The organism is Streptomyces sp. NBC_00873 (assembly GCF_045207415.1).
GTDB lineage: Bacteria > Actinomycetota > Actinomycetes > Streptomycetales > Streptomycetaceae > Streptomyces.
Genome location: NZ_CP108803.1, coordinates 7812873 through 7836907, shown reverse-complemented (window position 1 = coordinate 7836907; position 24035 = coordinate 7812873). Strand labels below are relative to the sequence as shown.

The 24035-nt window shown below is 70.6% G+C and carries 18 protein-coding genes and 2 pseudogenes; 7 read left to right on the top strand and 13 right to left on the bottom strand.

Annotated elements, in window-relative coordinates:
* Nucleotides 1–98: 98 nt before the first annotated feature.
* Nucleotides 99–1610, bottom strand: a complete 1512-nt coding sequence (locus OH809_RS36180; protein WP_406516065.1) for a glycoside hydrolase family 71 protein — start codon at nt 1608–1610, stop codon at nt 99–101.
* Between the two features lie 113 nt (nt 1611–1723).
* The gene (locus OH809_RS36175) at nt 1724–2893 is read right to left on the bottom strand and encodes an LCP family protein (protein ID WP_406516064.1); all 1170 of its coding nucleotides are present in this window, start codon (nt 2891–2893) and stop codon (nt 1724–1726) included.
* Between the two features lie 555 nt (nt 2894–3448).
* On the opposite strand from OH809_RS36175, the gene OH809_RS36170 reads away from it, so the two are divergent.
* A complete protein-coding gene (locus OH809_RS36170) occupies nt 3449–6172 on the top strand; it encodes a LamG-like jellyroll fold domain-containing protein (RefSeq protein WP_406516063.1) in 2724 nt (907 codons plus the stop codon).
* 125 nt (nt 6173–6297) lie between these two features.
* Entirely contained in the window at nt 6298–7002 is a 705-nt protein-coding gene (locus tag OH809_RS36165) for a hypothetical protein (protein ID WP_406417187.1), read from the top strand.
* On the opposite strand, the gene OH809_RS36160 is transcribed toward OH809_RS36165, so the two are convergent.
* Together OH809_RS36160 and OH809_RS36155 are read right to left on the bottom strand one after the other, a co-directional pair.
* Nucleotides 6981–8108 (bottom strand): glycosyltransferase, encoded by a 1128-nt coding sequence (locus tag OH809_RS36160; protein WP_406516062.1) that lies wholly within the window; start codon nt 8106–8108, stop codon nt 6981–6983. The genes OH809_RS36165 and OH809_RS36160 overlap by 22 nt on opposite strands.
* Nucleotides 8105–8644, bottom strand: a complete 540-nt coding sequence (locus tag OH809_RS36155; RefSeq protein WP_406417191.1) for a WcaF family extracellular polysaccharide biosynthesis acetyltransferase — start codon at nt 8642–8644, stop codon at nt 8105–8107. The genes OH809_RS36160 and OH809_RS36155 overlap by 4 nt, the downstream gene beginning before the upstream one ends.
* Nucleotides 8645–8767: 123 nt before the next feature.
* Between OH809_RS36155 and OH809_RS36150 the strand changes: the two genes are divergently transcribed.
* Nucleotides 8768–10273: a hypothetical protein gene (locus OH809_RS36150; RefSeq protein ID WP_406516061.1), complete on the top strand. Its 1506-nt coding sequence runs from the start codon at nt 8768–8770 to the stop codon at nt 10271–10273.
* A 31-nt stretch (nt 10274–10304) separates the two neighbouring features.
* Here OH809_RS36150 and OH809_RS36145 read toward each other — a convergent pair whose 3' ends face one another.
* From OH809_RS36145 to OH809_RS36135, 3 genes are all read right to left on the bottom strand, one after another.
* Nucleotides 10305–11522 carry a hypothetical protein gene (locus OH809_RS36145; protein WP_406516060.1) on the bottom strand — a complete coding sequence of 406 codons (1218 nt, stop codon included), beginning with the start codon at nt 11520–11522 and terminating at the stop codon, nt 10305–10307.
* Nucleotides 11523–11596: 74 nt separating this feature from the next.
* On the bottom strand, nt 11597–13291 hold the full coding sequence (locus OH809_RS36140) for a lipopolysaccharide biosynthesis protein (protein WP_406516059.1): 1695 nt from the start codon (nt 13289–13291) through the stop codon (nt 11597–11599).
* On the bottom strand, nt 13288–14493 hold the full coding sequence (locus tag OH809_RS36135; RefSeq protein ID WP_406424782.1) for a glycosyltransferase: 1206 nt from the start codon (nt 14491–14493) through the stop codon (nt 13288–13290). Before OH809_RS36135 ends, OH809_RS36140 begins: the two co-directional genes overlap by 4 nt.
* A gap of 386 nt (nt 14494–14879) precedes the next feature.
* Here OH809_RS36135 and OH809_RS36130 point away from each other — a divergent pair, with 386 nt between their 5' ends.
* From OH809_RS36130 to OH809_RS36120, 3 genes are all read left to right on the top strand, one after another.
* Nucleotides 14880–15368, top strand: a complete 489-nt coding sequence (locus OH809_RS36130) for an adenylyltransferase/cytidyltransferase family protein (protein ID WP_406516058.1) — start codon at nt 14880–14882, stop codon at nt 15366–15368.
* Between the two features lie 10 nt (nt 15369–15378).
* Nucleotides 15379–16089, top strand: coding sequence for a lysophospholipid acyltransferase family protein (locus tag OH809_RS36125; protein ID WP_406516057.1), 711 nt, complete (start codon nt 15379–15381; stop codon nt 16087–16089).
* A gap of 65 nt (nt 16090–16154) precedes the next feature.
* Entirely contained in the window at nt 16155–17204 is a 1050-nt protein-coding gene (locus OH809_RS36120; protein ID WP_406516056.1) for an NAD-dependent epimerase/dehydratase family protein, read from the top strand.
* 70 nt (nt 17205–17274) lie between these two features.
* On the opposite strand, the gene OH809_RS36115 is transcribed toward OH809_RS36120, so the two are convergent.
* The 6 genes and pseudogenes from OH809_RS36115 to OH809_RS36090 all read right to left on the bottom strand — a co-directional run bounded on the left by OH809_RS36115 (nt 17275) and on the right by OH809_RS36090 (nt 22310).
* The gene (locus tag OH809_RS36115; protein WP_406417202.1) at nt 17275–18852 is read right to left on the bottom strand and encodes an alpha/beta hydrolase; all 1578 of its coding nucleotides are present in this window, start codon (nt 18850–18852) and stop codon (nt 17275–17277) included.
* 159 nt (nt 18853–19011) lie between these two features.
* Nucleotides 19012–19758 (bottom strand): annotated as a pseudogene (locus OH809_RS36110) (urease accessory protein UreD).
* A gap of 5 nt (nt 19759–19763) precedes the next feature.
* A pseudogene (locus OH809_RS36105) lies at nt 19764–19959 on the bottom strand (TetR/AcrR family transcriptional regulator); the annotation flags it as partial.
* A gap of 189 nt (nt 19960–20148) precedes the next feature.
* Nucleotides 20149–20433 (bottom strand): type II toxin-antitoxin system Phd/YefM family antitoxin, encoded by a 285-nt coding sequence (locus OH809_RS36100; RefSeq protein ID WP_406417204.1) that lies wholly within the window; start codon nt 20431–20433, stop codon nt 20149–20151.
* Between the two features lie 974 nt (nt 20434–21407).
* On the bottom strand, nt 21408–21755 hold the full coding sequence (locus tag OH809_RS36095; RefSeq protein ID WP_406417206.1) for a hypothetical protein: 348 nt from the start codon (nt 21753–21755) through the stop codon (nt 21408–21410).
* A 51-nt stretch (nt 21756–21806) separates the two neighbouring features.
* Complete coding sequence (locus tag OH809_RS36090; RefSeq protein ID WP_406516055.1) at nt 21807–22310, bottom strand: hypothetical protein; 504 nt, start codon at nt 22308–22310, stop codon at nt 21807–21809.
* A 393-nt stretch (nt 22311–22703) separates the two neighbouring features.
* On the opposite strand from OH809_RS36090, the gene OH809_RS36085 reads away from it, so the two are divergent.
* The gene (locus OH809_RS36085; RefSeq protein ID WP_406417209.1) at nt 22704–24032 is read left to right on the top strand and encodes a PP2C family protein-serine/threonine phosphatase; all 1329 of its coding nucleotides are present in this window, start codon (nt 22704–22706) and stop codon (nt 24030–24032) included.
* Nucleotides 24033–24035 lie beyond the last annotated feature (3 nt).

The window sequence follows — 24035 nt, the reverse complement described above, 5'->3', positions numbered from 1 at the left end:
CCGCTCGCACCGACAGCACGCCTCCATGCCCGCACGAGCGGCATGAGGGCCATCGAGCGGGGCCGGACGGTGGGCCCTTTCGGAAGCTTCCGAGGAGTTCATCGGCCACTGGAGACCGCGTAGTACTGAAGGTCCTGCACGGTGACCGCACGCCGCGCCGGACAGCGGGTCGTGACGGCGGCGGCGGTATCCCCCGCGCGGCGGACCACGGCCTCGGTGCGACCGGGGCTCAGCGGCAGGTCCCGGGCGTACACGCCGACGGGAGCACGGTAGGTGTGGGGCACGGTGCCCACGCGCGCGGAGACCGTGGCGGGCGCGGTCAGGAAGGTGAGCACCTCCACCTGGTCGCGCGGGGGCGCGGTGCCCGGACGCGGGCGCATCAGTCGGGGCTGAAGCGAGGCACTGCCGGCATCCGTGAACTGGACGCGGGAGGTGACGTACACGGTGTCGCGGACGATCTGCGGCCAAGCCCCGGTCTTGAAGCGGGTGAGGTAGTACGAGGAGATGTCCAGGTACGTGTGGCCGTTGTGCAGTGAGGGGGCGAACTGGCTGCCTTCCGAGTAGTCGTTCCAGGTGGTGAGCTGCACCCAGTCCGCACCGTCGGAGATGGCGTGGTTCCAGGTCGACCGCAAAGTGGCGGTGTTGCCCGCCTCGTCGTAGATGCCCTGGTTCGGTCGGGCGTCCTGCACGGACACGGCCTGCATCCACTTCTTTCCCAGGGAGTGGGCGAGCTGGATGTCGCCGGGAACGTTGTCCTGGCGGCTGTAGCTGCGGTTGCCCCAGGACGAGAAGGCGTGACTGATCGGCGCGAACCTCTCGGCGTTGGCGCGGAAGTCCAGGAAGACCGGGACGAGCGCGGTGCCGATGCCGTGGTCGCGCAGGCGCGCGATGACTTGACCCCACCAGGCGGGGTCCTGGGCCTCGGCCTTGAACGGGGATACCACGAGGCGTCCGTCGGCCAGCCGGTATGCGGACGGGGACGCGGCAAACCGGGCCAACTGGTCGGCGAGGGTGCGCGGGTCGGTGTGCAGGGAGGTCATGTCCGGCATCAGCACGATCCGGAAGCCCGGATCGACGCGCTGCGCCGCGCGCAGCAGCATGTCGACGCGCTGCCGGTTGATGCCGGTCAGGGAAAGGATGTCGACAGTGAATCCGTCGAGGCCGGCGTCCCGGGCAGTCCGCACCTCCCGCTCCAGATTGGCGAGTTGCCAGTCGCCGCTGGACCGCTGCACGGGCAGCGGCCGGTCACGCAGCAGTCCGCCGTAGGCCGCGTGCTTGCCCTGCTCGCCCTGCGGCGTGAGGTAGTTGCGGGCGTAGTAGTCGTGCTCGGCGGGCTGGTTGTCGAGGGAGAGCGGATACGGCGGAAAGTAGTGCGCGAAGACCAGATGCGGTCCGTCGCGGAGCACATCGGCAGCCGGCAGGTCGAAAGGAAGCGCCTCGACGCCCGTTCGCTCGGCGCGGGGCGCGGCGTCTTCCCGGTCACGGGCCAGCCCGGTGCCGGCGATCAGTCCGATCAGTAGCAGGCCGAACAGGGCACCGAGTGCGGCGCGCCGCCGGCGGCCTGACGGCCTTCGATGCTGGTACGTTTGACGAGCGGGATGATCCGTCATGGGTGTCCTCCGCGGACGCCGGTGGGCCGCCGGTGCGGACTCTAGTGCATGTGCGGCCCATTGTCTGGCGAACCGTCACCAGACGGGCATTTCCGGCGGTCACCGCCGTCCCGTCAGGGAGTCGTGGCGCCGAGCCGGTCGACGTCGTGCGACTGCAGGTAGATGTCGAGGGCGTCCTCGCGCATGGCCCGCCACAGCTGAGGGCCCGCGCCGGAATCCAGGAGGACCACGGACTGACCGGAGATCATGCCGGTTCCCTCGGCGGGAGCGTTCATGAACACGATGTTCCCGGGTCGGACCTCCTTGTTGTCCCACAGCAGGGCACGCAGGTCGCCGTCGCCGAGCCGGTCGTCGACGCTCACGGCGGCGGTCAGGTCGTCCAGCACCTCGGTGGCCTTGACAGGGTTGGAGAAGGTCGAAGGACTCATGACCTTCGCCAGCAGCGTCCGCAGGAAGTACTGCTGGCGGTGCGTGCGGTCGAAGTCGCCGCGGGCGAGGTGATAACGCTCACGCACGTAGGCCAGGGCCTGCGTTCCGTTCATGTGGCGGCCGGCGCCGTCCACGACGAGGTCCACTCCGCCCACGGAGTCGGTGAGTTTCTTGAAACCGTCCCAGTCGATGACGGCGAGATGGTCGACGCGCACCTTGGTCAGCCGCTGCACGGTGTCGATGAGCAGCGGTGGTCCACCCCAGGAGAAGGCGGCGTTGAGCTTGGCCTTGCCGTGTCCGGGGATGTCCACCCACGCGTCACGGGGCAGCGAGACGACGTACGCGCCGGAATGGTCGGCCGGGAGGTGGACCAGCATCATCGTGTCACTGCGCTGGGCCCCGTACTTCCACTCGGGGGCCTTGGCGTCACGGCCCGTGGTCGGCAGCACGGAGCGGCTGTCGACGCCGACGAGGAGGAAGGTCTGCCCGCCTTCGGAGGGCGCAGGCTGCGCCGCCGCAGGGACCTTCGTCGGGAAGACACCGGAGATGCGGTCGACCTTCCCGGTGTAGTGGTCGACGGCCCACCAGGCGCACCCGCCCACCATGAGCAGTCCCACGGCGAGCAGTGCGAGCGCCCCGAGGAGCACCCGTCGCGCGCGGTTTCTGCCGCGCCGGGGCTGCGCCCGCGTGGTTCCGGCGGCATCAACCCCCTTTTGTGAAAGGCCAGTTGACGGATCGCGGTCGTCGGCCACCGGGTCGGATGCCATCGAACCGGCTCCGCCCGCCCCTTCTTCCCGGTCCGCCGCTTCGTCCAGGCCCGTCGCTTCGGCCTCGGCTGTGTTCTTCTCCCCCACCACGCACTCCCCACATGGACGCGGTGCGGCCCCTTCCGCACCAGGCGCACACTGTAGCCAGCACGTTCGACATTCGTACTACTTTCGCGCGGCCATCACCACGCGACATCAACCAGCGGGCTCGGTGCGGGATTTCGTATGGCTCGGCACTTCTCAGCGACGTTCACGTAAACGCCCCCATGTGTGCACAAGTTTGCCGTACCGTTCACCATCGTGCCGCATGTTCGACGAATGGGTGTTCGCGACATCCGGCAACCCGTGCCGCAGAACGTGCGTGGGGGTACATGTGGGATGTTCAGGCCGCTGAATCCGACAGATCACGTAAGGCGCGCTCGCGGGGGCGCGCGTCCTCACTGTGGGGACGTCCGGGATGCACGGGATCATCACGAACACACCGGAATTTCCTACTAGATGAGCCAAGTGCGCTCCATCGCGTGTCATGTACTCGTATGGTTCGCGAGTAAACACGTTCATGCAGCCCGTTCGGATCCGGGGGACACCGGCGGGCTCGTCGAGGCAGAGGGCCCGCGACCGGGCCCGGAAGCCGGGGGGTACATGCAAAGATCCAGAGGGCTCAGCGCCGCCCTCGTCCTGTCCACCGCGGCGGGCCTGGGCCTGGTGGCCCTGCCACAGCCGGCCGCCGCGCTGACCCCGCCCATCGCCTTCACCGCCGACGACCTGCCGACCTGGCAGACCAACGGCATCGTGTGGGCCCTGGCGGAGGCGCACGGCACGGTCTTCGCGGGCGGCACCTTCTCGCAGGTGCGTCCGCCGGACGGAGGAAGCGGCACCGCGCAGAACGCGGTGAACTTCGTCGCGCTGGACGCGGCGACCGGCGACCCCACCTCCTGCACGCTGTCCTTCACCATCGGCAGCGGCACCGCGACCGTACGGGCGCTCGCGGTCTCGCCGGACAAGAAGACGCTGTACGCGGCCGGTTACTTCGGCGCGGTCAACGGCACGCAGGTCAGCAGCCTCGCCGCCATCGACATCGCCACCTGCACGCCCAAGGCGGCCTTCCACCCGAGCGTCTCCGCCACCGTCCGGGCGCTCGCGGTCACCGACGACACCGTGTACCTGGGCGGCGACTTTCCCTCTGTCGGCGGCAGCGCGCACGCGCGGTACGCGGCGGTGGACGCCACCAGCGGCGCGGTCAAGCCGTTCCAGGCCGACGTCGACGAGCCCGGCCGGGCCGTCGCGGTCACCCCGGACGGCCAGAACGTGATCCTCGGCGGTGACTTCTTCACCGTCAACGGCGCGAACTCGCACGCCCTGGCCGTCGTCGACGCGACCACGGGCGACAACGTCCGCACCTACCCGGGGTTCATCGAGACCAACTCGGTGGTCAAGGCGCTCGACACCGACGCCACGGGCTTCTACACCGGCAACGAGGGCACCGGCGGCGGCGTCTTCGACGGCCGCATCGCGCTCGACCTGTCCACGCTCGACCAGCGCTGGCGCGACACCTGCCTGGGCGCCACCCAGGCCGTCAAGTCGTACCAGGACGTGCTCTACAGCGCCTCGCACGCGCACGACTGCTCCAGCGTCGGAGAGTTCCCCGACGGGCGCCGCCACCACCTGCTCGCGGAGCCGACCACCGGCACCAACAAGCTGGGCTGGTTCCCGGACACCAACGACGGTCTGGGCGAGGGTATCGGCCCGCGAACCATGACAATCTCCGAGGCCTCCGACAACAAGTACATGTGGGTCGGCGGCGAGTTCACCACCGTCAACGGCTCGGCGGCCCAGGGCCTGACGCGCTTCGCGGCCTCCCCGGACACCGGTGCGCCGACGGTGCCGTCAGTCAGCGCCGAGTCCGTCAAGCCGACCGAGGCCCACGTGCGCTGGCGCGCCGGCCTCGACACGGACGACACCAAGCTGACGTACAAGGTCTACCGCAACGGTGGTTCCACACCCGTGTACACGGTCGACGGCGACTCCGTGGAGTGGTCGCGCCCGCAGCTGTCGTTCACCGACAAGAACGTCACCGCCGGCTCCACCTACAGCTACCGGGTGACAGCCACCGACGGCGCGGGCAACACCTCCGCGCTGTCCGCCGCGGCCACGGTGACGGTACCGACCTCCGCCCAGAAGTACGCGGCGAATGTACTCGACGACGGCGCGAACCTGTACTGGCGCTACAACGAGTCCGCCACCCCGTTCGTCGGCGACACCTCACCCGGTGACCAGAACGGCATCCACCTCAACGGGCCCTCGCTGCGCCAGACCCCGGCTGCCGTGACCGGTCCGTCCACAGCCATCGGCTTCGACGGCAGTGACCAGATCGTCTACAGCGACAAGCGCACCACGGTGCCGAGCCAGTACTCGATCGAGACTTGGTTCAGGACGACCACCAACAGCGGCGGCAAGCTCGTCGGGTTCGGCAACAACACCACGCGGCCCAGCGGCAATTACGACAAGCACGTCTACATGCGCAACGACGGCCGACTGGTCTTCGGCGTGTGGACGGGCACCGCCCGCACCATCACCTCGCCCGCCGCCTACAACGACGACGCCTGGCACCACGTCGTCGCCACACAGGGATCCTCCGGGATGGCACTGTATGTGGACGGCACCCGGATCGGCACGCTCGCCGAGACCAATAGCCAGAGCTACAGCGGCTACTGGCACGTCGGCGGCGACAACCTCAACGGCTGGCCGAACCAGCCCTCCAGCAACTACTTCGCCGGGAAGATCGACGAGACCGCCATCTACCCGTCGGTGCTGAGCGCGGCCCAGGTGCAGAGCCACCACACCCTGGCCTCGGCCCCGGCCGACAGCGTGCAGACCGTCCGGGCCTCGGACGACACGTACGTCAACGCCGGTGCCACCGGCACGAACTATGGCACCTCCACCTCGCTGGCGGTGCGCGGCAGCGCGGCGTACGAGACGTATCTGCGCTTCGACCTGCCGACGGCCCCGGCCGGGACGGAGCTCAAGAGCGCGCGGCTCGCGGTGAAGACCACCACGCTGAGCAGCGCGGGCAGCACGGACGACATCTCCGTGCGGCCGGTCACCGGAAGCTGGACGGAGGCGGGGACCACCTACGCCTCCAAACCCGCTGTGTCCTCGACCGTGGTCGGCACCCTGAGCGGGGCCACCGACCTCTCGACGGTCTACTCGGCGACGCTCGACACCACGGCGCTCTCCCCGGCCCTGGGCGGCAGCTACGACCTGGCGCTCACGAGCACCGGGACGGATGCGCTGTGGCTGTGGTCCAGTGAGGCGTCGGCCGCGGAGAACACCCCGCAGCTGGTGCTGACCTTCGGGGCGCCGTAACCCTCACCGCGTCCCCGCGTGCGGGGCACCGGGCCACGGACCGGCGCCCCGCACACCCGCTCGGGCCCGCACCTCTGTGTGGGCCCGCATCCATACCCTGGCCCACTGGGGCCGCAGGAGCCACCATGCACACTCGTACTCTTCGGCCTCTTCGGCCTCTTCGGCGCGGCGGCGCCGCCGGCGCCGTCGCTCTCACCGCGCTCCTCGCGCTCGCCGGCTGCAGCTCGGAGGGCGGCACCGAGGCGAAGCCGAAGCCCACACAGCGCATCTCCGACGACCAGGCCGCCGCCGTGCCCGACGACCAGGCGAGCCCCGCCTCCGAGGGCCCGTCGACACCATCCAAGGGCCCGGCCCTGCCCGACGCGAAGCTCACCCCGGCGACCGGTTCCTTCACCGCCAAGGAGAAGAAGTACCTGCACGGCCGGGTACCGGCGAACATGGACCCGGCCGCCGTGCTCCAGGTCGGCCAGGAGGCCTGCCAGCGCATCGAGCGCACCGCCGTCCACGACAAGAACGCCGCGATCGGCGCGCTCATCGCCGGGGACGTGCCGGACGCCGACGACGCGATCAACCAGCTGTGCCCGAAGCAGAAGCCCCTGCTGGACGCCGCCGCGACCGGTTTCGCCGACGGCACGCGCAGGAAACCGGAGCCGGACACGTACCGGGCGCTGACCACCGCCGGGGGCTGCACCTGGAAGGCGCTGGGCGCGGGCGACAAGGTGCTGGCCTCCGGCCCTGGTCCGGGCAACACGGAGAAGGTGACCGCGAAAATCCCGGCCGGGACCCGTACGTTCGTCTCGTCGGGCTGCTACGCCTGGCTTCCCGCGTAGGCCCGCTCGTACACGTCGAGCAGCGTGCCCAGGACCGCGTCCATGGAGAACGTCCCGGCGGTGAGCTTGCGGGCCGCCGCCGACGCGGACCGGAGCACGGACGGCTCCAGCAGGTCGAGCACCGCAGGGGCGATGCCGTCCGGGCCGGTCACCACGCGCCCGGCTCCGGACCGGTCCACGTCGCGGGCCAGCCCGTTGGAGTCGGTCACCACGACCGGGGTGCCCACGGCCATCGCCTCCAGGACCGACATCGGGAACGGCTCGTCCACCGACGGCAGCACGTAGACGTGCGCCCGGCGCAGTTCCTCGGCCATGCGCGCCTTGGTGAGCGGCCCTGGGCAGCTCACCTTCCCCACCAGTCCCAGCTCGTCGATCCGCCGCCGCGCGGCTGCGAGTTCTCCCTCGTCCGGCCCGGCCACGACGAAGGTCGCCTCCGGGTGCCGGGCCAGGATCGCGGGCGCCGCGTCCACCAGGTCGACGGGGCGTTTTCGGGCCTGCAGCCGGGCCGCGTACAGGATGCGCGGCGGCCCCTGGGGTGCCGTGCCCCCTGGCTGCGCGGGAACGCCGTTGACCAGGCGGACGGCTCGGTCGAGGCCCGCTCCGCCCACCACGGATTGCAGATCCCGGAGTTCGTGCGTGGTGAGATGCAGTACGGCAGCGGCGCCGCGCAACACCCTGCGGACCGCGACCGCGTCGAGGAGCCGGGCCGACAGCCGTTCGCTCGGGTCGACCATTCCGTGCGTCTGCAGGACCAGGGGCTGCCCGGCGCGCAGCGCGGCGAGCGCCACCGGTAGCGTCACCAGGTCGCGCGCGAGATGTACATGGACCACGTCGGCCCGCCGCACGAGGCGGTGGGCGCCGGCGAGGAGCGACGGGGAGGTCAGGCCGCTGAACCCCAACGGCAGAACCCTGCGCGCCTGATGGAGGCGGGCGGGCACGCCCTCCACGGCCTCGGGCAGCGGCCGCTGAAAGCCGTCGGCCAGGGCGGTGAGGCGGGCGTCGTGTCCGCGTTCGCGCAGGCCCTGGCAGAGATTGAGGGCGACCCGGACCGGGCCGCCGAAGGCGTGGGTGGTGCTGTGCAGGGTGACCGCGTGCAGCACTCTCACGCCGGCTCCTCGACGGTTCGGCGCCGGTTGTCGGCGGTGTGCAGAGTCAGTTCGGGCAGGTCCTTGTGGAGGATTGCCCCGGCGCCGACGACGGCGCAGCGGCCGACCTTCACTCCGGCCAGGACGGTGGCACGGGTGGCGATCCAGGCGCCGTCGTCCACGGTGATCGGCGCGTTGCGGTACCGGAAGTCGGCGGCGCGATGGTCGTGGCTGCCGGTGCACAGAAGGGCTTCCTGCGACACGCACACATGGGCACCGAGGGTGACCGGTTCCAGGTTGAGGATCCACGCCCCCTCGCCGATCCAGGTGTGGTCGCCGACCGTCAGCTTCCACGGCCACAGCACCCGCACGCGGTGACGGATGAGCACCCCGGTTCCGATCTCGGCGCCGAAGGCGCGCAACAGGGCCGCCCTGACCCGGGCCGGGGTGAACCATGCCATGAAGACCGTGTTCATCACCGCGAACCAGAGCGCCTGGACGAGTTTGCCACGCCCCTTGTCGTATCCGGCCAGTGTGAAGGCCGGGAGATCACGCATCGATCCATCCCCCCAACGGCGCCTTTCCAGACGCTACTTCGCCACACTCTAGTAGCTGTCCGCTCACCACAGGCGCGGCGTCGATACACTGCGGCGGGGATCTTTTTCGGGGGCGGGGGCGCCATGACGCAGCAAACGGACCGGAGCACGACGGCGATCGGGTCGCCGGAGCCGAGTTCGCCCGAGCGCACCGCCGTGCCGCTTTTCTCACCGCGCACGCTGCTCTCACGCGCGCTGTCGGTCCCGCTCGTGCTCGGCTTCTCGGCGTTCCTGCCGCTGCTGGTACTGGTCCAGCCGGGCACGGGCCTGCGCGACTCCGCTTTGTGGATGCAGTTGGTGCTGACGATGTACGCGGGCACCCGGCTGTCGGCGATGATCCTCACCAGCCGCCGCAAGCTGCTCGCCGGTTCGTTCTGGCTGTTCGTCTACATGGCGATGGGGGTGGCGCCGCTCGCCCAGGCCGTGCTCGGACGCACACCGACCCCGGTGGTGGGGGCGCGCACCGATCTGACCGAGGCCGTCTCGCTCGTCCTGATCGGCTGTGTCGCCTTCGACATCGGCTCGCTGCTGGCCCGCCAGCGGCCGGGCCGGGAGCGGGACGACAGGCTGCGCCCGGCGCTGGTGCACCGCCGCCGCCTGTACCTACTGGCACTTGTCGCCTTCGCCGGCTCGGCGCTCCTTGTGGTCAAACTGGGCGGCCCCGCGGTCTTCTTCACGAGCCGCCAGGAGATCACCAGCAGCGTCGAGGAAGCGGGACTCTCCCAGGCGGACTCGCAGGCCGGCCAGGCCATCGTGCGCGGCTTCGGCACCGTGCCCGCCCTCATCGCCTGGCTGGTGTACACGCGGTGGCTGGTGACCTCGCGGCGGGCCCGCCGTTCCATGGTGATCATCACCGTGTGGCTGGCGCTGGCCGCGCTGAACGCGGTGGTCAACAACCCGATCTCCAATCCGCGTTTCTGGTTCCTCACCGTCCTCTTCTCACTGCTGTTCACCGTCTTCCCGGTGAGTGCCACGCTGTACCGGATCGCGCTGAGCCTGGGCGTGGTGATGGCGCTGATCGTCTTTCCGTTCGCGGACCGGTTCCGCTACGACGACGCCAACTACCGTCCGTTCCAGACAACTTCACCCCTGGAGCCGCTGGCCCTCAAGGACTACGACCAGGTCGGCATGTTCGCGAACACCATCACCTACGTGCAGTCGAAGCGCGGCCACACCTACGGTCGCCAACTGGCTGGCTCGGTACTGTTCGCGGTACCCCGGTCGCTGTGGCCGGGCAAGCCGATGGACACCGGCGTGGTGATCGGCCAGTGGATGGGGGCGACCAACACCAATCTCTCGTCTCCCGTGTGGGCCGAGTTGTGGATCGACTTCGGCCCGGTCGGCATGACGGCGGGGTTCGTGGCCCTGGGGTACGCGGCGGCGCGGGTCGACTACCGCTATGCGCGTCGGGCGGTGCGCCGGGCCCCGCCGGGCAGCCTGATCGCGCTGACCGTGCCCCTGGTCGCCGGGTACTCCTTCATCCTGCTGCGGGGGCCTCTGCTGCAGGCGTCGGGGCGTGTGGCGATCGCGGCGTGCTGCATCGCGCTGATCACCACTTTCCGGCAGGACCGGGCGACCGGGCTGCGCTGAACAGGGACGGCCGGGCAGATCCTGCCGGCTCTCAGCCCGTGGGGACAGCCGGGACGGGAGCGGCCGTAGGCCGCTCCTCCGCGCGCGGGCGGGCAACGCGTGTCCAGGCCGCCACCGCCTTCAGCGCGGAACCCGCGGCCAGTCCCCAGGCCGCGCCCAGCGCCGACCCGCTCAGCAGGTATCCGCCGAGCATGAGGACGACCGAGAGCAGCGAGAACACCACCTGCACCGACAGTGTGGCGCGCGGGCTGAGCACCCGCAGGGTCACCAGAGCACAGGTACCCAGGCCCATCACCGCGTACTGGGCACCCGAGGCGGGCAGCAACGCGGAAGCCGACTGCCAAGTGGCGCCGAGGAGTTGACGTCCCACACTGTCGGGCAGGGCGTAGAGCACCAGTCCCCAGGCGAGCCCGACGGCGCAGAGCGCGAGGCCGAGCACGGCGGCGGCGCGGGCGGTGGCCCGGCGGCCTCTGAGACGGCCCAGCAGCGGCGGCCCGAACGCGTTGACCGAGTTGAACAGGACGTTGAGCGGGCCGAAGAGCGTGGTGGCCCCGCGCAGCGCTCCGACCGCCAGCGGGGCGGCGAACAGCCCGAGGCCCAGCACGGCGAGCTGGCTGGAGGCGTTGCCCACGGCGAACTCCACCACGAAGCGCTGTCCGAGGTGACCCCGGCGCACATAGGGCAGCAGGTCGGCTCGGGCGCCGCGCACATGGGGCCACAGCAGGCGCAGGCCGAGCAGCAGCGCCGGCACAGCCGACAGTCCCCAGACGGCCACGAGCAGCCCCGGCGCGGTATGCCGGGGCAGGAGCAGCAGCGCGGGGACCGCGCACACCAGGCGCAGGCTGTCCGCAGCCAGCGCCAGGCCAGGGCGCCGCAGGGTGGAGAACGCGTACCGCAGCCCGTCCTGCACCAGCACCAGCGGCAGGACGAGCCCCAGGGCGAGGAAGGCTCCGCCCGGCCCGGCCCAGCCGTCGGTGACGACGGCGGTGACCGCGCCGACGGCGGCAAGCAGGGCGCCGACGGCCGTGGCGGCCAGCGCGGTGAAGGAGACCGCGGACCGACAGGCGGCCCCGGTGTCGCCCCGGGTGAGGACGACGGCCTGGCCCACGTACGCCATGTTGAGGCCGAGCAGGACCGTGAAGGTCAGGTAGACCATCGAGAAGGTGGCGAACCCGTGCACGGTGGAGTCACGGGCGGCGATCACCAGCACGGCGATGTTGGTGAGACTGGATGCCGCCTGGTCGAGCACGGAGGCGAACACAGCCGTCGAACGCCGCGATACGCGCGGCGGGTCGGATGTCGGCGGCTGCTCCCCCGGGGCGGTCACCGGTCCCCCGAGCGGACGGTGCGCAGAGCCACCGTGTCGCCGCCGTCGCCGTCGAGGTGTCGCCCGGGCTCGGGGCGGGTGCTGGACGGAGCGGGGCGGGCTGCCGAGCTCCTGGGCTCGCGGTGCCGGTTACCGCGGCGGGCGGCGTTCGCCGATGCGCCCCGGCGCGACTCGGTGTGCGTCACCGCACCGAGCACGGTGCCCCCCGCACCGACTATCAGCTCGCGGATGCGAACCAGGTCGGCGCGGTGCACGGTGCGCGGGTCGCAGACGATGAGCACCCCGTCGACACGGTCCACGAGAGCGAGGGCGTCGGCGTAGGCGAGGACGGGCGGGGCGACGACCACGACGGTGGCATCGGGATCGTCGGCCTCGGCGATCAGCCGGGTTGTGGCCGCGGAGGTCAGCGCGCGCGGGACATTGCGCACCCGCTCGCCGGGGACGAGGCCGAAGGACCCGGACTCGGCCGCGTCGACCATGAGTTGGCCGCGACCGGGCCACTCACCCTCCGTGTGCTCAGGGACGCGGCTCCAGCGGGGCCGGGACGCGGTGGACACGTCGAGCCGTTCGGAGAGAGACGGGGTGCGCAGATCGGCCTCCACGAGCAGCACGTTCTTGCCGGTCTCCGCGAAGGAGGCGGCGAGGTTGACCGCGACGGCCACGCTCGACTCCATGGAACCGCGCGGGGCGACGACGAGCAGGCGGCGCCGGTCGGCGAACCTCTCGTCGTAGGCGAGCCGGAAGGCGATCGAGCGGTACTCCTCTGCCGCCCGGGAGTCGGTGCGGCCGACCACCAGGGCACCTGCCGAGCCGCGTGGCAGCGCGCCGAGGACGGGACCGCGCACCGCACGGGCCACGTCACCGGCCGAGCGCGGCGCGGGATCGAAGACCAGGCGCACCCAGGCGCCGAGCAGGCCGAGGCCGACGCCGACGCCGCCGCCGAGGCCGAGCGAGAGCGGCAGGCCCGGCCCGTCGGACGAGGTGGGGACGGTGGCGTCGCGGATCACGTTGCCGGGCGTCATGTCGAGCGCCTTCAGACTGGTGATCTTGCTCCGCAGGTCGGTGATGCGGTTGAGCAGGTTGGCCTGCACCGCGTAGGCGGAGTCCGCGGCAGAGCCGTCGGACAGTCCCTTGATTCGCTGGGAGAGTTCGTCGTTCTGCTTGGCGACGGGATCGAGCTGGTCCTGCAGGCTCTTGAGCATGGAACCCCGGACGGATTCCCACTGTTCCCTGCGCAGGTCGACGTAGGACCGCGTCAGGGCGTTGGCGCGCCGCGCCGCCTCCTTCGGGTCGGAGGCGTTGTACGTGAAGTGCAGGACGAGGGTCTGCGGCGGGTTGGTGACCTGGAGCCCGTGCTGGAGCCGGTCGACCTCGTCCGCGCCCATCCCGAGTCGCTTCGCGGCGCCTTCGGCGACCTTGCGGCTGAGCGCCGTCTGCCGCTCGGACCCCATGTTGATCGCCTTGTCGCTGGAGAGGGTCGGTGCGAAGGGGTCACCGGTGGGGGCACGAAGCACGATGTCGGTGGTGGCGGCGTAGCTTTCGGCGCCGGTGATGCCGAGCCAGGCCCCGGCCAGCAGCCCGACGCCGACGCCGCCGCCGATCAGCCAGCGGTAGCGCAGCAGTTGACGGAACTGCTCGCGCAACTGCTCCGGCTCGTCCTCCCCCCGGACGGGAACGTGTGCGTCGCTCACCTGCCAAGACCCCCCAAAGCCTCGTCGATCAGCGCGTCGATCCGCGCAAGACCTGCTGCCCGTGACAGACGAGCAGTCACATGGCGCGGCCCCGCAGCGCCCAACTCGTCGGCCATCGCCGGATCTTCGACGAGTCTACGCACTGCTGACAGGAATTGATCGGGATTCTCCGGTTCCACGAGCATTCCGGCACCGGAGCGCAGCACCTCGCGGGCCGTGCCGCCTTCGGCGGCGACGGAGGCGACCACCGGGCGGCCGGCCGCGAAATAGGAGGTGAGCTTGGAGGGGACGCTCATGTCGAGGACGGAGGCGCGCTGGGTCACGGCGAGCACGTCGGCTGCGGCCAGCACGTCGGGGAAGTCGGCATCTGCGGCGGGGGGCAGGAACTCCAGATTGGGCAGTCCGAGGCCACGGCGGGTGAGGTACTGGCGCTGGTTGCCGTCCCCCATCAGCACGATCCGGGTGGCCGGGTCGCGGCGGGCCGCCTCCACCAGCACGTCCAGCCCCTGCTTGAGGCCCATGTTGCCGGAGTGCAGGACCACGGTCTGCTCCGGCCGCCAGCCGAGGCGCTCACGGGTGCGGGCACGGGGCGCCGAAGGAGCGTTTATGTGCGACCAATTGGGAACCAGGCGGATGCGTCCTGGATCAACGCCCATGGCCCCCACCCGCTCGACGAACGTCTCATGGATGACGCCGACGAGGGTGGCCCGTCGCAGCACCCACGACTCCGCACGCTCGGCCAGCTCAGCGGCGCGGCCGCCGCCCTGGATGCCGGACTGTGCGGCGGCGGCCCCCATGAGGTCCTGCACGACCGGCACGTACGGGGCGTGGTGCCGGGCGGCGATACGGGCGCCGAGCACTCCCCCGGCGAGGCTGGGCAGTTGGGCGAGCACGGCGTCGACGCGCCCGGTGCGGGGCGGAGCGGCGAGACCGTGGGCGAGGATCGAACCCTCGAACAAGGCTCTGCGCAGGGCGCTTTGTCGCGCCGGGACGCTGTGCCGACGACGGTGGACGGTGACCCCGGCACGCTGCTCGGTGGTCCGCCACACCTTGCCGTAGGCGGGGTCGAGGCGCCAGGACGGGTAGTGTGGAAGCCCGGCGAGGACGTGGGTGTCGTGTCCGCGGCTCGCCCAGTGCTCGGCAATGCCGGTGGCGTACGGGCCGATACCCGTGTGCTCGGGCGCGTAGTTGGTGGACACCAGGAGCAACCGACGTCTATACGGGGCGAGTTCACCCTCCTCGTCAGTAACTGCAGTGACGTCCGGCTGAGTGGTGCGCTGCCGCGGCACGGAGGCCGCTGCGCGGGCAGTCCCGCTCCCGTCCCGATTGCGACGCTCGTCGTGGGTGTGTGTCACGCGACGAAACCCTCCCCCCGGCCGCCTCGGCGGCCTCCCCTGTGTGTTCGCGCCTTACGGGACCCCCGGTCCCACGCGCTGCTCGGCAGTGAACCAGGACGCACCCCAATTGTTCACCCTTCCTGCACCGAGCATGGACGCTATCGTCAAAGTCCGCCCCCCCCCCCCCCCCCCCCCCCCGCAAAGGAGTGCGCACAGGGGGACATCATCGATCGCGGGGGGCATCTGTGCCATTGAGCAAGGCGCATCGCGTGGGCTACGCGCCGGGCGCATACGATCTTTTCCACATCGGGCACTTGAACATCCTGCGCCACGCACGTGCCCAGTGCGACTGCCTGGTGGCAGGCGTGGTCTCGGACGAGATGGCCGAACGGGCCAAGGGCAGGCGGCCGATGATCCCGCTGGTCGAGCGGCTGGAGATCGTCCGGAGCATCCGGTACGTGCACGCCGCGTTCGTCGAGACCGTAGAACGCGATGACGACGGCGAGTTGGAAGCCGAGCGGCACCAGCAGCAATCCGTCGGCCGCGGTCGGACCGACCCCGGCCCGCACCGACTCCAACGCGGCGCCCGAGCTGACACCTCGTCAGTGAGGTCAGCAGAGGATCAGCATCGACCTGCCCGAAGACGGTTACACGTGACGCCGGCTGCACATAGGCTGTCCTCCCTGAGATCTCCGCCGACCTGGCAGAACGCAGCCCTGGAGCCGATCCGGCAGAGCTAGGAGCCGCCCCGTGTTCTACTACGTGCTCAAGTACGTCATTCTGGGGCCGCTGCTGCGCTTGCTGTTCCGGCCCAGGATCGAGGGACTGGAGCACATCCCGGAGCAGGGTGCGGCCATCGTCGCCGGCAACCATCTGTCGTTCTCCGACCATTTCCTGATGCCCGCGATCATCAAACGGCGCATCACCTTCCTCGCCAAGGCGGAGTACTTCACCGGCCCGGGCCTCAAAGGGAGGCTGACTGCCGCGTTCTTCCGCAGCGCCGGGCAGATTCCGGTGGACCGGTCCGGGAAGGACGCGGGGCAGGCCGCGATCCGTGAAGGGCTCGGGGTGCTGAGCAAGGGCGAACTGCTCGGGATCTACCCGGAGGGCACCCGTTCGCACGACGGCCGGCTCTACAAGGGCAAGGTCGGTGTCGCGGTCATGGCACTCAAGGCGCGGGTGCCCGTCGTGCCGTGCGCGATGGTCGGAACGTTCGAGATCCAGCCTCCCGGCAGGGTCGTGCCGCGCATCAAGCAGGTCACCATCCGCTTCGGTGAGCCGCTGGACTTCTCCCGCTACGCGGGCATGGAGGATCAGAAGGCGGCGATCAGGGCGGTCACCGACGAGATCATGTACGCGATCCTCGGGCTCTCCGGCCAGGAGTACGTCGACGAGTACGCGGCCAAGGTGAAGGCCGAACAGGCCGAGCAGGCAAAGAAGTTCCCGAAACGGCGACGCTGACGGCGAATCCGCGACGCGCGAACTCCCATGGTCCGACGGGCCGGCCACCACCTAGCGTGCACCTCATGAGCAAGGGACACGCATGGGTTCTCGGAGCAACGGGACAGATCGGGCGGGTGGCCGTGCGGGCGCTCGCCGAGGACGGCTGGAAGGTGACGGCGGCCTCGCGCGCGGGCGGCCGGGACGAGCGATGGGCCGATGAGGTACGAACAGTCGCCCTCGACCGCGACGAGGAGGGGGAACTCGCCGTGGCGCTGGGCGACGGGTGCGACGTGCTGGTCGACATGGTGGCGTACGGCGAGCAGCACGCCCGGCAGCTGACCGGGCTCGCCGACCGGATCGGTTCGGCCGTCGTCATCTCCAGCGGCGCGGTGTACGAGGACGACCGCGGCCGCAGTTTCGACACGCAGGGCGAGCCCGACGGCGCGCCGCAGTACCCGCTGCCGATCCCGGAGACGCAGGCCACGGTGGCACCGGGCGCTGCCACGTACGGGACCCGGAAGATCCGGCTGGAGCGGGATCTGCTGGCGGCGGGTGACGCCCTGCCGGTGACGCTGTTGCGTGCCGGTGCGATCCATGGCCCGTACTGCCGCTCCCCGCGCGAACTGTACTTCGTGAAACGGCTCCTGGACGGCCGCAGGTGCCGGGTGCTCGCGCACCATGGTGCGAGCCGGTTCCATCCGGTCCATGTGTCCAATATCGCCGAGCTGATCAGGCTTGCCGCCCTGCGGCCCGGATCGCGGGTGCTCAACGCGGGCGATCCGCAGGCGCCCACGGTCGCGGAGATCGCGTCGGCGATCGACGGCGTGCTGGGCCTGGAGACGGAGACGGTGCTGGTGGACGGACCGCCTCCCGCGGGGCACGTGGGCGAGACGCCGTGGAGCAGTGCCCATCCCATCGTGTACGAGATGACGGCCGCCGAGAAGGAGATCGGCTACCGGCCGGTGACCGGCTATGCGGAGTCGCTGCCGGAGACCGTGGAGTGGCTCGCCGCGCGGCTGGACGGACGGGACTGGCGGGACGCCTTCCCGGCGATGCTGCGGGCGTACGGCGAGGTCCTCTTCGACTACTCGGCGGAGGACGCCTGGTTGGAGCGGTACGACCGGGGGGTGTGAACGGTCCTCGTACGGGAGGACGGGCGGCCGGTGGTTCCTGTCCGGCCGCCCGTCCCCGTCACTCAGTCGCCTACGGCTTCGGCGTGGCGTGCGGGGTGCACGTCACGTCCTGCCCGTCGGTCTGCCCGGTGAGCAGGTAGGTGTCCACCCGCTCGTTGATGCAGGGGTTGACCTGGCCCGTGACGCCGTGCGAACCGGCGTCCTTCTCGGTGATCAGACGCGAACCCTTGAAACGCTTGTGCAGCTCGACGGCGCCCTCGTACGGGGTGGCGGCGTCACGCGTGGACTGCACGATCAGCACCGGCGGCAGGCCCTTGCCGGTCTTGACCTCCAGCGGGGTCTGCTGCTTGGCCGACCAGGTCGCACAGGGCAGGTTCATCCAGGCGTTCGCCCAGGTCATGAACGGGTAGTCCTTGTGCAGCCGGGTGTTGTCGCGGTCCCACTGCTGCCAGTTGGTGGGCCACTTGGCGTCCGCGCACTCGACGGCCGTGTACACGGCGTTGCCGTTCTCGGAGGAGGCGTTCCCCGCGAGGTCCGACATGTTGGGGCCCGCGGCCTTGACCAGCGCCTGGGTGTCGCCGGCCCGGTAGTCGCTCCAGGTCCGGGCGACGAGCGCCCAGGTGGAGTCGTAGTACGGCGCGTTCTGGAAGAATCCGATGAGTTCGGCGGGTCCGACGACCCCACCGATCGGGTTCTTCTTGGCCGAGGCACGCAGCTTCAGCCACTCCTGCTCCACCTGGGCAGGGGTGGTACCGATGTGGAAGGCCGCGTCGTTCTGGGCGACCCATGCCTTCCAGTCGTCCCAGCGCTTCTGGAAGGCGATGTCCTGGTTGAGGTTGGCCTCGTACCAGATGTTGTCCTTCGCCGGATTGACCACGCTGTCGACGACCATGCGCCGGACGTGATCCGGGAACAGCGTGCCGTAGACCGCCCCGAGGTAGGTGCCGTAGGAGACGCCCAGGAAGTTGAGCTTCTCCTCACCGAGCGCGGCGCGGATGACATCCAGGTCGCGTGCGGTGTTCGGTGTGGTCATGTGCGGCAGCATGTCGCCGCTGCGCTCGGCGCAGCCGTCCGCGTACTCGGCGGCGAGCTTGCGCTGGGCGCGCTTGTCGGCCTCGCTGTCGGGTACCGGGTCGGGCTTCGGGGCCTTCACGAACTCCTGCGGGTCGACGCAGGAGATCGGCGCCGAGTGGCCGACACCGCGGGGGTCGAAGCCGACGAAGTCGTACGCCTTCGCGGTCTTCGTCCACAGCGGGTTCTTATTGGTGATCCGGGTGGGGAAACGCAGCCCGGAACCACCGGGGCCGCCCGGGTTGTAGAGCAGCGCGCCCTGTCGCTCCTCCTCCGTGCCGGTGCTGACGTGCCGGTCGACCGCGAGCTTGATCTGCTTGCCGTCGGGCTTGGCGTAGTCGAGCGGAACGGTCACCCAGCCGCACCGAACAGCGGTGGGCAGGGCCCAGTCGGCCGGGCAGTCCTTCCAGTCGATGCCGGCGTGGGCCGCCCGTGCGGCGGCGATCTGGACGCCGCGCGCCTCCGAACCGCTGTGGTGGCGGCCTTCGGCTGTGGCTGCTGGTGCGGTTATCGCGCCGACTATGAGCGTGCCCGCGATCAGAGTGCCGGCCGAGCCGAGCACTGCTGTGCGTCTCAAGTGGAACCTCCCCCATTGTCTGAAGCGCCGCAGGTAGCGGCGCCGTTCACATCGGGTCCTCCCGCGGATCCTGTCGTCCATGGGGTTCCTAGGAACAGGCTGTACACGCACTTCTTTACCGAATCGATAACCGGAGTCCCGTGTCCCGCTGAGCGGTGTTCACTCGCGTCCGGCGTCCAGCAGCTCGTCCAGGGCGCCGTCCAGGACGGTACGCAACAGTCGGGCATCGGGGGCCACGGCGGTCACCAGCACCCCGGGGCCGGCGAGACGGGTGAGTACGGCGGTCGGCCCAAGCAGTCGCGTCTCGGGGCATTCATCCTCGAATGCTGGTCCACGACCAGGAGTTGACCGACCGCGATGGCCGCCGAGTACGGCCCCGCCGTCCCAGCCGCCGGGCGCCCCGGGACCGTACGCCACCTCCTGGTCGAGCAGCGGACGACCGGCACGGTGGACGGTGAGGCGGGCGCCGAGAGTGCCGGTGGACTCGCCGTACCGACCGAGGATCTGCTCCTCACGCAGCACCAGCCGTGCCGTGGCGGCGAGTTCGACCCGGGTGGTCATGTGCAGATCGCTGCCGGACGAGGAAATGAGCTGCTCCGGAAGTCAGTTGAGCACGGCCCGCTCCCCCACGGTCAACGCGATGTCGTACGAGGCGGGTTGGGGTATCCGCCCGGGTCCTGGCAGCGCAACGGTGGCCGCGGCGGAGTCCACCGTGAGCCGGGCGCCCTCCTCGACGCGCACAGCGAGGGACAGCCGGTCGCCGCCCAGCGGTGCGCTCATCGCGCCGACGACGGTGACGCGGGCGTACGGGGCGGTGGTGGCCCTGGTCCTGCGCAGGGCGAGCGGCCCGTCGCTCTCCAGCACGGGAAGGGCCGTGGCGCCGCGGCCGTCGAGGACGGCGGTGATCCGGGCGGCCGCCTGGACATCAGCCCGCGCAGGCCGTCCTCCAGCACCTCGGGCGCGGCGTCCCCGAACATCGCCAGCTGCGCGACGAACCCCCTGGGCGGTGGCGATCAGCGTGCGGGCCACATGGTCGGACGTCACATCCGCGGCGAGCATGCCGGTGTCGCGGTACACCTCGACCAGCTCCGCCCAGGCCGGCCGCAGACCGCCAACTGACGCTCGCCGTCTGGGTGGCCCTGGGACTGACGGCCGTTCTCGCCGGAGGCCGGCGCCGGAGGTCCCGGCACCCAGCACGCCGGAGCCGGCCCTGGCGGGCTGAGCCCCACCGTCACGGCCGCCGTGCGCCCCCCGCCGTAGCGGACGGGAATGCACGGCTTCTGCGTGCAGGGGCGGTCAGTTGCCCCCCTCGCGCTGTCCCCGGTGTTCCGCCGCGATGCCGAAGCGCCGCCGTTCGCCCGGAGCGGACGCCGCAGAGCCGATCGAGGAGACCGAGCTGATCACCTGCTCCTCCCCAACGGCCGCGTCATTCTCAAGTCGCTCCAGGTCAGCGGCCGAGACGAGCGCAACGAGCGGCTTTCCGTGCCGCGTCACCACGACTCGCTCGCCGCCGTAGACGACGCGGTTGATCAGTTCGGCGAGTTCAGCTCGCGCTTGCGTCACCGGAATCTCGTAGGCCATAGTCCCCAGCCTATGTAATGTCCACCTGGTCCGCCGTGGTCCGTGGCGACAGCAATTGTCCAGGTCAGAGGCTCTCGTGTGCTCCCGTGCGCTCTCGTCTGTGAGAGATGTGTGAGACGAGGTGAGACGAAGAGTTTTCTGGTTGCCCTGAATCCTGGCGGTCTCAGCGGGGATCAACGCCTCACATGACGCGATCGGGCTGGTGCAGCCAGACGTCCTGGCCGTGAGGTCTCCCGGCCAGCCCGAAGGCGTCGGCGGGCGGCTCACCGAGACCAACATTCCGCGCGCACAGCCTCGGTCTGGTCCCACAAGCAGCGCGGCCCGCGCCCGCCGCCGTCGCGTGTGCGACATCCCCCGGGTTCCCCTGAGCGGACATCCTCCACTTCCGGGCGGCGACGGACGACCCAGGCGGCGACCTGGGCACCTGGCAGGCATTCGGCGGTGGGCGGCTATCGTCTTGCGACATCGCGTGCGGCCACTACGAGATGCTGGATCCCGCTCCGCTCGCCTCCATCGGCAAGGTGCTGTCGGACCGGGCCACGGGACGCCGTACGACTGAAGGGACGGCAGGGCAATGAGCAATCCGGCGGAGCTGGACCTGCTGGAGCTGGATCTCACCGATCCAGCGCTGCACGCGGAGCACGACCTCCGGGGTGTGGCGGCATCTGAGGACGCATGATCCCGTCCACTGGCAGCCGGGACGCGGCTCCCGGCCAGGGTTCTGGGTGCTGACCCGCCACGCGGACGTCACGGCCACGTACCGAGACACGGAGCGGTTCCGCTCGGACGGGGGCAATGCCCTCGACACCCTGCTGGGCGGCGACGCAGCTGGCCCGGACGGCTGTCGAAACCGCGTACGCCGCAGAGCTCGACCACCACAATTACACCTGGTAGAGAACCGTGCACACCGGCCCGCCGCCCCAGAGACACAAAAGAGAGTGCGGCGGGCCAGCCAGTGCCCGCATCTGAGATGGTCACGCACCGGGCTCGACGGCCACGCCGGTCAACCGCACGAGCTGCTCGGCGAATCCCGGGTAGCTGGTGGCCACTGCGTCCCAGCCCTGGATCTCGCTGGTGCCCTCGGCCGCGCATGCGGCGGCTACCGCCGCCGTCATCGCGATCCGGTGATCACCGCAGGCGTCGACAACGCCGGCGTGAAGCTGGGTTCCGTCCTCGATGACCAGGCCGTCCTCAGTCTCGCTCACGCGCACGCCGAACGCCCTCAGCATGTGCACGGTCGTCGTGATCCGGTCGCTCTCCTTCGCCCGCAGCTCGCGAGCACCGGAAATGACCGTGGTGCCCTCGGCGACGGCCGCCGCCATAGCCAGGGCCGAATCCCGTATTTGAGCCCCACGCGTCTGGGCGGACGGCGGCTACACCGGCTCGATCGTCGACTGGTGTCGCGAGAGACTCGCCTTCGCCCTCAAAGTCGTCAAACGCAGCCGGGTGCCCGTGGGGGTGCGGATGGCCGCGCACAGGTCGCCGCCGATCAGGGACTGCTCCTGCGCCGCCAGATAGACCGATCCCACCCGCAGCGGGCCGATCCGGCGCGGCAGTGGCCGCAGCACTACCCGCTGCGTGGCCTCCGACACCGTGCGCACCAGCGCCAGCTCACGGGCGTGCCGCGCGCGCAGATAGCGGAAGACGGTCACCATCACCGACATCACCAGCAGGGCGATGATCTGCGAGCCGAAGGAAATCGTGCCCCCCATCAGGTGGCCGCCTTGAAGGCCGATGACGAGCATGCCCGCCACCGCGAGGGCGGCGATCGCCCCGGTGGTGAGGGTGGAGGTGAAGGACGCGGTGAGCGCCGGCGCCACGATCAGCAGCGACGGGCCCAGCGGCAACCCGTGCGGGGCCAGCACGTCGGTCAGCACGATCGCCACAATCAAACCCAGCGGAAATGCCAGCAGGGCGTCACCGGCCTGCCGTGAGCGAGGGCGGTGTGCAAACCGCTGCCGCAGACGCATACCTCCTGCCTACATCCTGCCGGGCAGTTCCGCAGGCGCAGGAACGCGACTGGGACGCAGGCCAGCAAGGTCTTGCAGCACCCTGACGGCACCCAGGGACCCGGCTGAGCGATCCCGTAGACGGCTGGAGACTTGCGGCGCTCTCTCGCACCGCGCCCTGACCTGGCCCGTCGGCGTTCGGAAAGCCGCCGGGGACCATCAGCTTGTCATCAGATTTTCTGCTCCGCCCCGCCCCAGGATCCACTCGTGGCCCTCGCGTAGATGGCCGATAGTGGAAGAGAGCAGCCCGCTAGGAGCCTCATGCACCGTCGCGAAGTATTCGATCAGGCGGCCGACGCAGCGGAGGTACGCCTGGGTGGCCTGTGGCCGAACGAATTGCTGGTGGCCGGGGTGCGGGTGGACGCCTTGGGCCGCATCGTCCACTGGGATGCGGCGGCCGAGGCCCTGCTCGGCTATCCGGCGTCGGAGGTGCTGGGCAGCCGGGGCGAGCTGCTCATCCCGGCGGAAGGTCGCTCCGCGGCCTGGTCGCTGCTGGAGCGGGTCGCCGCCGGCCGTGCCACGACGGGGCCGTGCACGGCGCGGCACCGGGACCGGCACCTGATGGAGCTCGCGGTGTGGGCCTATCAGGTGCCGGAACGGTCCGGTGCCGGCGGCGATGTGCTCGTGTTCCTCGTGGACGTTTCCGCGGCGTTGGAGATGCGGGTGTCCCGCGCCGTTCTGGACGGGCTGTTCAGCCGCTCGCCGATCGGGCTGTGCGTCTTCGACAGCGAACTGCGCTACCTGCGTGTCAACACCGCCCTGGAGGCGATCAATGGCGTGACCGAGGCGGGGCACCTCGGTCGGCGGCTGTCCGAGGTGCTGCCCGGTGTGAACAGCGCCGAGGTGGAGACCGTGATGCAGCGGGTGCTGGACACCGGCGAGTCCGCGGCAGTGCTGCTGCAGCGCAGCCTGCTGCCGCACCGGCTGACTCCCCCGCCCGGGATCGAGGTCGCCCACTGCTACCGGCCCGCAAGCGACGTCAACGTGGTCGGCGGTGACTGGTACGACGTCGTTGAGATGCCCGAAGGACGGACCGCCCTGATGGTCGGGGACGTCATGGGACACGGCATCGCGGCCGCGGCCGCCATGGGTCAGCTGCGCAGCACCATGCGGGCGCTCGCCCGACTGGCGCTGCCCCCCGAGCAGCTGCTGCGGCAGCTCGACACCTGCCTGGAAGACCTTCCCGACACACCCCTGGCCACCTGCACCTACGCAGTTTGCGAACCGGCGGCCGGCTGCTGCTCGATCACCCGGGCAGGCCATCCCCCACCCGCCGTCATCCACCCCGACGGCACCGCCGAACTACTGGAACTGCCCGCCGGAGCGCCACTGGGCGTCGGCGGCATCGACTTCGTACCGACCGACCTGCCACTGCCCCCAGGCAGCATTCTCACCCTCTACACCGACGGCCTCGTCGAGACCCGCTGCACGGACCTCGACCAGCGACTGACCCAGCTCCGCGACGTGCTGACCACCAACTCCGCGCTGCCGCTGGACGCCCTCAGCCGAACCGTACTGGACCGGCTCGCCCCCGCACCCGCCGACGACGTCGCCTTGCTGCTCGCCCGGATCAGCACCCCAGAGCCGTAGGAG

What these genes read in the sequence shown, in the direction of transcription:
- OH809_RS36170 (WP_406516063.1), top strand. Translation starts at nt 3,449, where the DNA reads ATGCAAAGATCCAGAGGGCTCAGCGCCGCCCTCGTCCTGTCCACCGCG.
- OH809_RS36180 (WP_406516065.1), bottom strand. Translation starts at nt 1,610, where the DNA reads ATGACGGATCATCCCGCTCGTCAAACGTACCAGCATCGAAGGCCGTCA.
- OH809_RS36150 (WP_406516061.1), top strand. Translation starts at nt 8,768, where the DNA reads ATGACGCAGCAAACGGACCGGAGCACGACGGCGATCGGGTCGCCGGAG.
- OH809_RS36095 (WP_406417206.1), bottom strand. Translation starts at nt 21,755, where the DNA reads ATGGCGGCGGCCGTCGCCGAGGGCACCACGGTCATTTCCGGTGCTCGC.
- OH809_RS36085 (WP_406417209.1), top strand. Translation starts at nt 22,704, where the DNA reads ATGCACCGTCGCGAAGTATTCGATCAGGCGGCCGACGCAGCGGAGGTA.
- OH809_RS36100 (WP_406417204.1), bottom strand. Translation starts at nt 20,433, where the DNA reads ATGGCCTACGAGATTCCGGTGACGCAAGCGCGAGCTGAACTCGCCGAA.
- OH809_RS36155 (WP_406417191.1), bottom strand. Translation starts at nt 8,644, where the DNA reads ATGCGTGATCTCCCGGCCTTCACACTGGCCGGATACGACAAGGGGCGT.
- OH809_RS36165 (WP_406417187.1), top strand. Translation starts at nt 6,298, where the DNA reads ATGCACACTCGTACTCTTCGGCCTCTTCGGCCTCTTCGGCGCGGCGGC.
- OH809_RS36120 (WP_406516056.1), top strand. Translation starts at nt 16,155, where the DNA reads ATGAGCAAGGGACACGCATGGGTTCTCGGAGCAACGGGACAGATCGGG.